General features: G+C 72.6%; 9 protein-coding genes. 7 read left to right on the top strand and 2 right to left on the bottom strand.

Translation table 11 applies throughout. From position 1 onward, the window contains the following. Nucleotides 1-223 precede the first annotated feature (223 nt). The gene (locus tag HGK34_RS13045; RefSeq protein ID WP_201847973.1) at nt 224-1,807 is read right to left on the bottom strand and encodes a sensor histidine kinase; all 1,584 of its coding nucleotides are present in this window, start codon (nt 1,805-1,807) and stop codon (nt 224-226) included. After that, nucleotides 1,804-2,586, bottom strand: coding sequence for a response regulator transcription factor (locus HGK34_RS13050; protein ID WP_244666694.1), 783 nt, complete (start codon nt 2,584-2,586; stop codon nt 1,804-1,806). Before HGK34_RS13050 ends, HGK34_RS13045 begins: the two co-directional genes overlap by 4 nt. Before the next feature lie 123 nt (nt 2,587-2,709). Here HGK34_RS13050 and HGK34_RS13055 point away from each other — a divergent pair, with 123 nt between their 5' ends. The 7 genes from HGK34_RS13055 to HGK34_RS13085 all read left to right on the top strand — a co-directional run bounded on the left by HGK34_RS13055 (nt 2,710) and on the right by HGK34_RS13085 (nt 12,016). Beyond that, a complete protein-coding gene (locus HGK34_RS13055; RefSeq protein ID WP_307815945.1) occupies nt 2,710-3,606 on the top strand; it encodes a phosphatase PAP2 family protein in 897 nt (298 codons plus the stop codon). Between the two features lie 155 nt (nt 3,607-3,761). Continuing rightward, a complete protein-coding gene (topA, locus tag HGK34_RS13060) occupies nt 3,762-6,584 on the top strand; it encodes a type I DNA topoisomerase (RefSeq protein ID WP_201847977.1) in 2,823 nt (940 codons plus the stop codon). 53 nt (nt 6,585-6,637) lie between these two features. Next, nucleotides 6,638-7,417, top strand: coding sequence for a dTMP kinase (gene tmk, locus HGK34_RS13065; protein WP_201847979.1), 780 nt, complete (start codon nt 6,638-6,640; stop codon nt 7,415-7,417). Further along, a complete protein-coding gene (locus HGK34_RS13070) occupies nt 7,414-8,550 on the top strand; it encodes a DNA polymerase III subunit delta' (protein WP_201847981.1) in 1,137 nt (378 codons plus the stop codon). The genes tmk and HGK34_RS13070 overlap by 4 nt, the downstream gene beginning before the upstream one ends. A 192-nt stretch (nt 8,551-8,742) precedes the next feature. Beyond that, nucleotides 8,743-10,320 (top strand): enoyl-CoA hydratase-related protein, encoded by a 1,578-nt coding sequence (locus tag HGK34_RS13075; protein ID WP_307815946.1) that lies wholly within the window; start codon nt 8,743-8,745, stop codon nt 10,318-10,320. 138 nt (nt 10,321-10,458) lie between these two features. Then, the gene (locus HGK34_RS13080; RefSeq protein WP_201847985.1) at nt 10,459-11,121 is read left to right on the top strand and encodes a hypothetical protein; all 663 of its coding nucleotides are present in this window, start codon (nt 10,459-10,461) and stop codon (nt 11,119-11,121) included. Between the two features lie 253 nt (nt 11,122-11,374). Beyond that, the gene (locus HGK34_RS13085; protein WP_201847987.1) at nt 11,375-12,016 is read left to right on the top strand and encodes a hypothetical protein; all 642 of its coding nucleotides are present in this window, start codon (nt 11,375-11,377) and stop codon (nt 12,014-12,016) included. Nucleotides 12,017-12,056 lie beyond the last annotated feature (40 nt).

The following is a 12,056-nucleotide window of genomic DNA, read 5'->3' on the forward strand; positions in this document are numbered from 1 at the left end:
TGTCTCGTCACGACCACGTGACCTGACACGGCGTACCCGGTCGGGCGGCAGCACGGTGCGCGAGCGCCGTGCTGCCGCCGTGCCCGGCGGGCACGGCGGACGCGGTGCGGTCGTCCGTCGTTCCGGCCGGTCGGCGTCCCGGCGGCCAGCGGTCGGAGGTCGGAGGTCAGCGTTCCGGTGGCTCCGGCGTCCGTCGTTCCGTAGGTCGCGGTGGTCGGGGTGGTCAACGTCCCGTCGGCTCCAGGGGAATCCTGACCTCCATGGTGGTCCCGTCCCCGTCGGGCCGGTCGGTGACGGTCACCTCACCGCCATGGGCCGTGACGATCGCTGCGACGATCGCAAGCCCCAGACCCGTCGAGCCGTGGGAGTGACCGCGGGCGCGGTCGCCCCGGGTGAAGCGCTGGAACAACGTGGAGCGCAGGTCCGCCGGAATGCCGGGGCCGTCGTCGGACACTGCCACGACGGCGGTCGCCCGGTCCGCGGGCTCGTCCGGGACCCGCCCCGTGCCCGTGGGCGCCGACGGCGTTCGCTCGGTGCGGACCGACACCACGACGCGGGTCCCCGCCGGTGTGTGCATCCGCGCGTTGCCCAGCAGGTTCGCGAAGACCTGACGGAGCCGTGCCTCGTCGCCCGGCACCACCGCCTCGGGCGGGCCCGCCTCGGCGTCGTCGCCGGCGTCGTCCCCGGACCCGCCGGAGGGGTCGCAGGGCAGGTCCAGCTCCCACGTGTGGTCCGGACTCGCAGCGTGGGCGTCCGAGACGGCGTCCGCCGCGAGCGCCACCAGGTCCACGGGTTCCCGCTCCAGGGGGCGCCCGGCGTCCAGGCGGGCGAGCAGCAGGAGGTCGTTCACGAGCCCTCCCATGCGCTGGGACTCTGCCTCGATCCGTGTGAGGGCGTGGTCGACGTCGGCGCCGGGGCGCCTGGCGAGTTCCGCGTACCCGCGCACGGAGGCGAGGGGCGTGCGCAGTTCGTGCGACGCGTCGGCGACGAACTGGCGGACCTGGGACTCGGAGTCGTGTCGTGCGGTCAGGGCCCGTTCCACGTGTCCCAGGAGCCGGTTGAGGGCGGCGCCGACCTTGCCGGCCTCGGTGCGTTCGTCGGTGTGGCTGCTGGGGACGCGGGGTATCGCGCCGACCTCGCCGCGGGCGAGTTCCAGGTCGGAGGCGTTCACGGCGGCGGCGGCGACCTCGTTCAGGGGGCGGAGGGAGCGTCGCACGAGCCAGGTGCCGGCGGCCGCGGCAAGGGCGATGCCGCTCGCGCCGATCACGAACTCGACGGCGACGTACCTGGTCAGGGTGCCGGTCACGTCGCTGGTGGGCATGGCGATGATGGAGGGCTCGCCCTGGGACGTAGTGGTCGCGACCGCGCGGTAGGCGCCGAGGTCGGGGACGTCGACGGGGTGGGGCCGGTCGTCGGCGGGGACGGTCTGGAGCGTTGTGATCTGTTCCTCGGTCAGGGTGCTGAAGGCGCCCTCGCCGGTGAGATATCCGGCGCGGGAGACCTCGCCGTCGGTGTAGACGATCACAAGTGTTCCGGCGTTCTGGCCGAGCCAGGGTGCGGACGGCGTCTCCGTGGCGTCCGTGTCAGGTGAGGTCCGGTCCGGAAGCTGCATGCGGTCCCGGACGCGCTGCGGCGGAGGGTTGGCCGCGCGCCGGGAGGCCTCGGTGAGCTCGGTGTCGAGCTGGTCGGTGAGCTGGGAGCGCAGCGCGAAGGTCGAGGCGATCCCGACCACGAGGGTGAACGCGAGCAGTACGAGCAGCAGTGTCGCGACGAGGCGCGCCCGCAGGGTGGCGGGCAGGAGGGTCATGCGTCGCCGCCGTCGGTCCCGGCGGCGGGCTTGAGGACGTACCCCACCCCGCGCAGGGTGTGGATCATCGGTTCGCGTCCCTTGTCGACCTTGCGCCTGAGGTAGGAGATGTACAGCTCGACGATGTTGGCGCGTCCGCCGAAGTCGTAGCTCCACACGTGGTCGAGGATCTGTGCCTTGGACAGCACCTTGCGGGCGTTGCGCATGAGGTAGCGCAGCAGTTCGAACTCGGTCGCGGTGAGGCGGATCGCCTCCCCGTCCCGGGCGACGTCGTGGGATTCCTCGTTCAGGACGAGGTCGCCCACGACGAGGGCGGGCTCCGGCCGGATCGGCGAGGCTCCCGCCCGGCGCAGGAGTCCGCGCAGGCGGGCGACCACCTCTTCGAGACTGAACGGCTTGGTGACGTAGTCGTCGCCGCCGGCGGTGAGACCGGCGATGCGGTCCTCCACGGAATCCTTCGCGGTGAGGAACAGAACGGGCATGTCGTGGCCGCTCGCGCGAAGGCGGCCCAGCAAGGACACGCCGTCGGAGTCGGGCAGCATGACGTCCAGGACCAGCAGGTCGGGCGCCGCTTCGCGGACGGCGGCAGTCGCCGCCGCGGCGGTTCCGGCGGTGGACACCTCCCAGCCCTCGTACCGCAGCGTCGCCGCGAGAAGTCCGGCGATGTTGGGTTCGTCGTCGACCACCAGCACGCGCAGCGCCGAGCCGTCCGGGCGGGTCAGGTGCGGGCTTCCGAGCGCCGGGACGGTCGTGCCGCTCGGCGGCGTGGCGGTGGTCATGGCTTCCAGTCTGCTTCCCCGCATCCATGCCCGCTGTGGCGGACCTGTGTCCACGCTGTGTCTTCCCGGGTGCGAGCCGGTCGTCGACGCCCGGACGCCAGGTGGCTCGCCTACTGTGGGCCCGTGGCAGTCCCCACGACGCAGCAGGTTTCCCGTGTCCGGCTCGGTGGCCGGAGGCGTGCCGCCGCACGCGTGGGAGCGGCGGCGGTCACGCTGATCTCCGTGCTGGGCGTGTGGGCGGTCTGGCGGGTGATGGTCGTCACGGGGCTGGGCCAGCAGACCGAGGAGGCCGCGCTCGACGGCGCGGGCCGTTTCCAGGGCGCGTTCGCGCCTCTTGCCGATCCGGTGCTGCGGCTCGGCGAGCTGCGCTGGCTGGTGGCGGGGTCTCTCGTGGCGGTGGCCGTGGCGCTGGCGCGTCGCCGCCCGCTGGTGGCGGTGCAGGTGGCGGTCCTGATCGCGGGGGCCAACGTGACGACTCAGGTGGTCAAGGCCGACGTGCTGTACCGGCCGGACCACCTCGTGGGGTGGAACAGCGGTGTCAACACGCTGCCCAGCGGACACACCACGGTGGCCGCGTCGGTCTGGGCGGGTCTGCTGCTGGCGGTGCCGCGCGGGTGGCGGCCGGTGGTGGCGCTGGGAGGTGCGGCGGCGACGTCGGCGATGGGGGTCGCCACGATCGTGGACCGCTGGCACCGGCCGTCCGACGTCGTGGCCGCACTGCTCGTGGTGCTCGCCTGGGCCGCGCTGATCTGCGCCCTGACCCCCCGCTCCGCGGCCGACCAGCCCACGGAGGCAGGCGGCGGGTTCACCGTGACCGTGGCGGTCCTGCTCGGTGTCGTCGCGCTCGTCACCGGGGTCGTGGCGGTGCCGGCGATCGCGACGGTGGCCGGATTCGGCCCGCTGCCGACGTCGGGAATGATGACGGCGTACGCCGGAGCAGTCCTCGCGGTGATCTCGGCGAGCCTGGGGACGACGGCGGTGCTCCTGGTGGTCCGCCAGGCGACGGCCCGCTCACGCTGACCGCCCGGCGCGGTTCCCTGCGCCAGGCCGATGCGGGCGGTAGTGTCTGGAGGCCACCCGTGGCGTACCGTGGGTTCGCCGGTGCCGCACGTCGACGTGGCGGCCCGGACCGCCCAACGCCACGCCGACCGCCAGGAAGCAGGAACGGATCTCGGATGCCCCAGCCACGCAAGCTCGTGATCGTCGAGTCGCCCACGAAGGCTCGCAAGATCCAGGGCTATCTCGGCGACGACTTCGAGGTCGAGGCCAGCGTGGGGCACATCCGCGACCTCCCGCAGCCGCGCGAGCTGCCCGCCGAGATGAAGAAGGGGCCGTACGGCAAGTTCGCGGTCGACGTCGACAACGGGTTCGACCCGTACTACGTGGTGCACGCGGACAAGAAGAAGAAGGTCACCGAGCTCAAGCGGGCGCTCAAGGAGGCCGACGAGCTCTACCTCGCCACCGACGAGGACCGCGAGGGCGAGGCGATCGCCTGGCATCTGATCCAGGAGCTGAAGCCGAAGGTCCCGGTCAAGCGGATGGTGTTCCACGAGATCACCCGCGAGGCGATCATGCGGGCCCTGGAGAACACCCGGGAGCTGGACCAGGACCTGGTGGACGCCCAGGAGACGCGTCGCATCCTCGACCGTCTGTACGGGTACGAGGTCTCTCCCGTGCTCTGGCGCAAGGTGGGCAAGGGCACCTCCGCCGGGCGCGTCCAGTCGGTCGCGACGCGACTCGTCGTCGAGCGCGAACGTGAGCGCATGGCGTTCGTTTCCGCCGCCTACTGGGACGTGACGGGGACGTTCGCGCAGGCGGACGACGCCGGTCAGCCCGCGTTCCGCGCCCGGCTCGCCCAGCTCGGCGGGGACCGGGTGGCCACGGGCCGCGACTTCGACGACCGGGGCCGGCTGAAGGGCCGCACCGGTGTGATCCAGCTCGACGAGGCCGCCGCGACGGCCGTCGTCGGCGGGCTCGACGGCGCCGACTTCCAGGTCAAGAGCCTGGAGACCAAGCCGTACACGCGGCGCCCGGCGGCGCCGTTCACGACCTCCACCCTGCAGCAGGAGGCGGGCCGCAAGCTGCGGATGAGTTCCCGGCAGACCATGCGTACCGCGCAGGCGCTGTACGAGAACGGGTACATCACCTACATGCGTACCGACAGCCCGTCGCTGTCGAAGGAGGCCACGGACGCGGCGCGCCGCCAGGCGGCCGAGCTGTACGGCGCGGAGTACGTGCCCGGGTCGCCGCGGCTGTACCAGTCCAAGAGCAAGGGTGCCCAGGAGGCGCACGAGGCGATCCGCCCTGCCGGTGACTCCTTCCGCACCCCGGCGCAGGTGGCCGGGGAACTCGCCGGTGACCAGTTCCGGCTGTACGAGCTGATCTGGAAGCGCACGGTCGCCTCCCAGATGGCCGATGCCAAGGGGTCGACCGCGACCGTCCGGCTCGGCGCGCAGGTGGCGGGGTCGGCTCCGGCGCACGCGGGTAGCGAGGCGGTGTTCAGCGCGTCCGGGACCGTGATCACGTTCCGTGGGTTCCTCGCCGCCTACGAGGAGTCCCGGGACCTGGACCCGGACGCCGAGAGCGCGGACGGTGCGCGCAAGGCGTCGTCGGGACGGAACGGCGCGAAGGACGACACCGAGACGCGCCTGCCGACGATGGCCGAGGGCGACACGCTGACCGGCCGTGACCTCGCCGCCGAGGGGCACACGACGTCGCCGCCCGCCCGCTACACCGAGGCGTCTCTGGTCAAGGCGCTGGAGGAGCGCGGCATCGGACGTCCCTCCACGTACGCCGCGATCATCTCGACCATCCAGGACCGTGAGTACGTGTGGAGCCGCGGGCAGGCGCTCGTGCCGACCTGGCGCGCGTTCGCCGTCGTGCGGCTCCTGGAGCGGCACTTCGTCCGGCTGGTCGACTACGACTTCACGGCAGCCATGGAGGCGGACCTCGACGAGATCGCCGCCGGTGACCGCCACCGTGTGGCGTGGTTGCGGGAGTTCTACTTCGGGGAGGAAGCCCCCGGCGTCGACGACGTCGACGGAACGTCGGACTCCGAAGGCGTCGACGCGCACGGCGGGGGGCTGCGTGACCTGGTCGAGCACCTTGGGGAGATCGACGCGGCAGCGATCAACTCCGTGGACATCGGCGAGGGGATCCGGGTGCGCGTGGGCCGCTACGGCCCGTACCTGGAGGACACGCAGGCACAGGTGGCCGACGGGGAGAAGCCCGTCCGGCCCCGCATTCCCGACGACGTCGCCCCCGACGAGATGACGGTCGCCAAGGCGCGTGAACTGTTCGCCGCCGGAGCCGACGACGGCCGGGTGCTCGGCGACGACCCCGGTACCGGGCATCCGATCGTGGCGAGGAACGGCCGCTTCGGGCCGTACGTGACCGAACAGCTCCCGGAGCCGGACCTCGACCCGGACCTGTCCGCCGCGGCGCGGAAGCGGGCGCTCGCGAAACTGCCGAAGCCGCGGACCGCCTCCCTGTTCAAGGACATGACGCTGGACGGCATCACGCTCGACGACGCGCTGCGCCTGCTCTCGCTGCCGCGTGTGGTCGGCGTCGACCCGGAGAGCGGCACGGAGATCACCGCGCAGAACGGGCGCTACGGGCCCTACCTCAAGAAGGGCACGGACTCACGGTCCCTGGCCACCGAGGAGTCCCTGTTCAGCGTCACGCTGGACGAGGCGCTCGAGCTGTACAAGCAGCCCAAGCGCCGCGGACGTGCCGCCGCGGCGCCGCCGCTGCGCGAGCTCGGCGAGGATCCGACCAGCAAGAAGCCGATCGTCGTGAAGGACGGCAGGTTCGGACCGTACGTGACCGACGGCGAGACGAACCGGACGCTTCCCCGCGACCTCACGCCCGATTCCATCACCCCGGAGCGCGCGATCCAGCTGCTGGAGGAGAAGCGGACGCAGGCGCCGAAGAAGAAGACCGCGCGGAAGCCCGCCGCCAAGAAGACGACCACGAAGAAGCCGGCGGCCAAGAAGTAGCCGCCGCGGAGGGCACGCTGTCGGTGTCAGCGTTCCGCACTAGTGTTGCGAGCGTGAGCACACCGGGATTCTTCATCTCCTTCGAGGGCGGCGACGGCGTCGGGAAATCCACCCAGGCACGTCTGCTGGGCGACTGGCTGGCCGACCTGACCGGCCGCGAGGTCGTGCTCACCCGTGAGCCCGGGGGCACCGACCTGGGCAAGGAACTTCGCGCCGCCGTCCTGCACGGCCAGGACATGGGGCCCCGGGCGGAGGCGCTGCTCTACGCGGCGGACCGCGCGCACCACGTGGAATCCCTGATCCGTCCCGCCCTGCACCGTGGTGCCGTGGTCATCACCGACCGCTACCTCGACTCGTCGGTCGCCTACCAGGCGGGCGGGCGCACGCTCGGGGAACGCGACGTCGAGCGGCTGTCGCTGTGGGCCACGGACGGTCTGCTCCCGGATGCCACCGTTCTGCTGGACCTCGATCCCGTCGCCGCCGCCGGGCGGCGCACCGCCACCGGCGAGGCACCCGACCGGCTGGAGCGCGCGGGCGACGAGTTCCACCGTCGCACCCGGGACGCATACCTGCGCCGTGCCGGCACCGACCCGGACCGCTGGATCGTCGTGGACGGGGCCAGGCCCGTGGAGGACATCCAGGCACAGATCCGGGTGGACGTCGCCGCCCGTCTCGGGCTGACGCCCGTGGTGACCGAGGCGGTCACCGAGGCCGCGCCCACCACGGAGGCCGCGCCCACCACGGAGACCGCACCCACCACGGAGACCGCACCCACCACGGAGACCGGCGAACCGGCCCGCGACGCGACGGACTCGCGGGAGGAGAAGGCGTGAGCGTCTGGGACGAGGTCGTGGGCCAGGAGTCGGCCGTGTCCATGCTCAGCACGTCGGCGACTCGTGCGGAGGCGATGACCCACGCCTGGCTGCTCACCGGTCCGCCCGGGTCAGGACGTTCCGTGGCGGCCCGTGCCTTCGCGGCCGCGCTGCAGTGCGAACAGGGCGGATGCGGCTCCTGCCATGCCTGTACGACGGCGCTGGCCGGCACCCACCCCGACGTGACCCTCCTGGCCACCGACAAGGTCGTCATCACGATCGACGAGGTCAGGGACCTGGTCGGCACGGCTGCCCGCACCCCGACGCTGGGCCGGTGGCGGGTGATCATCGTCGAGGACGCCGACCGGATGGCCGAGCGGACCACGAACCTGCTGCTCAAGTCGATCGAGGAGCCGCCCCCGCACACGGTGTGGGTGCTGTGCGCCCCGTCCGTGCAGGACGTGCTGCCCACGATCCGCTCGCGTTGCCGGGCGGTGGTGCTGCGCGTACCGCCTGCCGATGCCGTCGCCGATCTCCTGGTGCGGCGCGACGGAGTCGACCCCGCCGTCGCGCTGACCGCGGCCCGCGCGGCCCAGAGTCACGTGGGGATGGCGCGGCGTCTCGCGCGGGACGCGGGAGCCCGGGAACGGCGCTCCGCCGTGCTCGACGTCGCACGCCGGATCCGTGGCGTGGGAGATGCCGTCCTGGCTGCCGGTGAGCTGGTCGACGTGGCCAAGGCGGAGGCCGCGGCAGCCACCGAGGAGCGGGACGCCGCCGAGAAGGCGGAACTGCTCCGCGCGCTCGGCGTCGCCGACGGCGAGACCCTGCCACCCAAGCTGCGTTCCCAGGTGAAGCAGCTCGAGGAGGGCCAGAAGCGCCGCGCCACCCGCCGCCAGCGTGACGTGCTGGACAGGGCCATGCTCGACCTGCTGTCCCTCTACCGGGACGTGCTCGTGGTGCAGCTCGGCGCCGACGTCGACCCGGTCAACACCGAGCACGCCGGCATCGTCCGCGACCTCGCCCGCGACTCCACCCCCGAGCAGACGATCCGGCGCATGGACGCCATCGCCGTTGCCCGACAGCGTCTCGACGGCAACGTGGCGCCGCTGCTCGCGTGTGAGGCCATGACGATCGCGCTGCGTCCGCAGGGCTGATCGATCCGGTATCAACGTCCTGTCTTGTCCGGAATGAGCGTGGCTCGCTAGGCTCGCGGCTCGGCTTCCCTCTGAGGCCGGAACCCAAAAACTGAAGGAGCCACCGTCGCGATGCGGATCCTGCTGCTCGTCTCAGCATTCAACGGTTTGACCCAACGTGTGTGGTGCCATCTGCGAGAGCATGGCCATGACGTGGGTGTCGAGCTGGCCGGAACCTTCGACGAGCCGCGTGAGCTCGTCGCTGCCGTCGAGTCCGCGGCACCGGACCTGATCCTGTGCCCGTTCCTCAAGCACCGGGTGCCCGAGGCGGTCTGGCGCAAGTACCCGACCGTCGTCGTGCACCCCGGGCCCGTGGGAGACCGGGGGCCCTCGTCCCTCGACCACGCGATCCTCGACGGTCGTGAGCAGTGGGGCGTCACGGCGCTCTCCGCCGTCGAGGAGATGGACGCAGGTCCCATCTGGTCGTCGAACGTTTTCGACATGCCCGCGGAACCGATCTCCAAGGCGGCCCTGTACAACAGCAGGGTCGCGGACGCCGCGATGGCCTGCGTGGAGGAGGTGCTGCGCAAGGTCGACGACGGCGACCTGCCGCTGGACGCCGACCAGTGCCTCCGGGTCGTGCCGGACACCGGTGAGCGTCCCCTCCTGCGACGCAAGGAGTTCGAGATCGACTGGGCGGAGCCGGCCGACGTCCTGGCCCGCCGTGTGGCCGCGGCCGACAGCGCCCCCGGCGCCCCCGCCGACGTGCAGGGCCTCCGGGTCTGCCTGTTCGACGCCGCCGCCTCCGAGGTCGAGACGGGGGCGGAACCCGGGACCGTCGTCGGCCACAACCTCGACGCCGTCGCCATCGCCTGTGGCGTCGGAACCCTCTGGGTGGGCTACGCCGCCACGTTCGCCGGACGCCGCGGCACCAAGCTGCCCGCCTCCCGCGTGATCGAAGCGAGCCGGACCCCGTACCTGAAGGTTCCCGACGCGCTCGCGGAGACCTCCTACGTCCGCGACGAGCACGTCGGGTATCTGACGGTTCGCTCCTACAACGGGGCGATGTACGCCGAGCAGTGCCGGCGGGTCACCAGTGCCGTCGAGAAGGCCCTCACCGAGGACACCAAGGTCCTGGTGCTGCGAGGAACCGAGCACGCGTTCTCGAACGGCATCCACCTCGGAGTGATCGACGCCGCCCCCGACCCGGCAGCCGAGGCGTGGGAGAACATCTGGGCGATCGACGAGTTGTGTCTCGCACTGGCGAACGCCGACCAGCTCACCATGTCCGCGTTCACGGCGAACGCCGGCGCCGGTGGCGTGATGGCAGGTCTGTGCACCGACGTCACGGTCGCCCGCGACGGCGTGGTGCTGAACCCGTACTACGACATGGGCATCTTCGGCTCCGAGCTGCACTCGTGGTCGCTGCCGCAGCGGGTCGGCACGCAGCGGGCCGAGACGCTGCTGCACCGGAAGCTGCCGATCTCCGCGACGGAGGCGGACCGGATCGGGATGATCTCCGGCGTCGGGCCGCGGGACATGGTGGCCTTCGACGAGTGGCTCGGCGAGACCGCGCGCGGCTATGCCGAGCCGGCGACGCTCGCGACGATGCTCGCGCGCAGTGCCGAGCAGCGTGCGCGGTCCAAGCCGCTGTCGTACTACCAGACCGTCGAACTCGCGGAGATGGCGCGGGACTTCTTCGACGACCGGAACGGCTTCGCGGACCTGCGCAAGCGCTTCCTGTCCAAGGCGGCGCCGGAGGTGACCCCGGCCAAGCTGCGGTTCGGCTGAGGCCGAGGCCGAGGAAGTGCCAACGCAACCAAGCGCACTTCCGCTGCTGATCGCGGGGTGATGCGCACATCCTGGGCGTAGCGGACGCGCCTCGTTCCCGACCGGCGCGTCCCACCCGATCCCAGGAGGGCTGACGCCATGAAGGATGCAGTTGGCAGGAGCGCACCGCGCATCGCGGCGGTGGCGGGAGCGGGTGTCGCGCTCGCCCTGGCGGCCGTCACCACCGCGGCCTCCGCGTCCGCCGCCGTGCCGCCGCCCGAGGCACGGGGCGTGGCCGTGGGGGTGGGGGCCGAGGTACGGGCGGCCGGTCCGGGCGTACGGCCCGCGCCGGCGGGCCGGTCGGCCGCGAACGGCGGAGGCGTGACCGGGCACGACGACTTCCTGGTCCTCGTGCCCGGTCAGACGCGGCGTGGCCTGCCGCCCGGGGTCCGGCTCGGGGACGATGCCACGGTGGCGGGCGGTGCGTGGACGCCCGCGGAGGGTCTGCTGTACGTGGTGACACTCGGGTCCAGCACCTGCCCGCGGACGGCGGAGCCGGCGGCGCGCGACACGATGACGGGCGCCGGGCTGGCCGCGGATCGCGAGGTGGGCGACATCGACGTCACGCTGTCGCAACCGCCGCTCGAATCCGTCTGTACGACGGACTGGGTGCCGACCACCACCGTCGTCGCGGCCCCCGAGGGGACGGACGACGGACGGACGGTGCGCCTCCGGATCGGCCCGGTCGGGAAGGTCGAGCTGCCCCCGCGTCCGGCGCGCGGCGAGGCGGGTCCCGCGGCGTGGATCTCCTTCGCGGACTGACACCCTTCCCGCAGGTGCCGTGCCGTGCCGCCTGCCCGAACCCGGCCCGCCGTGGGTTCTTTCGCGCACCGTGCAAGCCGCCCGGTCCTGGTGACATGTGAAGGGTGGGTGGCGCTCCGGAGTGTGGGCCGGAGTGCCACCCACCACATCTGTCCGTGACGACGTCGGGACCGCTCCGGCGGCCGCGGCCCGGCCGGGCCGCGGCCGCTGCGGCAACCCCGTCGCTGTCGGTGGCTCATGGAAGGATCGCAGCATGAAGAGGACGACGGGCGTCCGAGAGGCGCGGTACGCCGGCCTGGCCGGCGCAGTTCTGGCGTGCGTCCTGCTGGCGGGCTGCGCCGGCGCGGACACGACGGGGGGTGGGGACGGCGCCTCGGGGGACGAGCAGACCGGGGTCGCCACGCCGTCGGACACCGCCACGCCGTCGGACACGGCCACGCCGTCCGGCACGGGTGACGAGGAGGACGACATGGACGACGAAGCGCGCAACGCGAGGCCGACGATCGAGGCCACGGAGATCGACCCCCTGGAGGCCGGCGCGACGGGCAGAGGGCTGCCCGAGAGCGTGAAGGGAAGCACCTCGTCCCCGGCCGGTGCCGCCTGGTCGCCGGAGGCGGGCCTGATCTACGTCGTGACGAACGACTCCAGCTCCTGCCCGGTCATCGCCGAACCGACGGCGTCGCGCAGCGACGGTGACGTCGTCGTCGGCCTGCTGCCCAGGAAGCCGGGCATGTGTACGGCGGACTGGGTGCCCACCACGAGCGTCGTGCAGGTGCCGGACGGTGTCGAGGACGGCGCGGAGGTGGTGGTCAGGATCGGTGACAAGGGGACCCTGAACCTGCCGGCTCGCGAGGCCGACGGCGAGCCCGGACCGATCGCGTGGGTGGCGAGCTGAGAGCGCTCCTGGCGTTGCCGGGACACGTCGTGAGGGTGCG

The sequence above is a fragment of the Myceligenerans indicum genome (genome assembly GCF_016742955.1).
Classification (GTDB): Bacteria; Actinomycetota; Actinomycetes; order Actinomycetales; family Cellulomonadaceae; genus Myceligenerans; species Myceligenerans indicum.

Coding starts and splice junctions, on each gene's coding strand:
- HGK34_RS13045 (WP_201847973.1), bottom strand. CDS start 1,807: ATGACCCTCCTGCCCGCCACCCTGCGGGCGCGCCTCGTCGCGACACTG.
- HGK34_RS13085 (WP_201847987.1), top strand. CDS start 11,375: ATGAAGAGGACGACGGGCGTCCGAGAGGCGCGGTACGCCGGCCTGGCC.
- HGK34_RS13080 (WP_201847985.1), top strand. CDS start 10,459: ATGAAGGATGCAGTTGGCAGGAGCGCACCGCGCATCGCGGCGGTGGCG.
- HGK34_RS13050 (WP_244666694.1), bottom strand. CDS start 2,586: ATGACCACCGCCACGCCGCCGAGCGGCACGACCGTCCCGGCGCTCGGA.
- topA (WP_201847977.1), top strand. CDS start 3,762: ATGCCCCAGCCACGCAAGCTCGTGATCGTCGAGTCGCCCACGAAGGCT.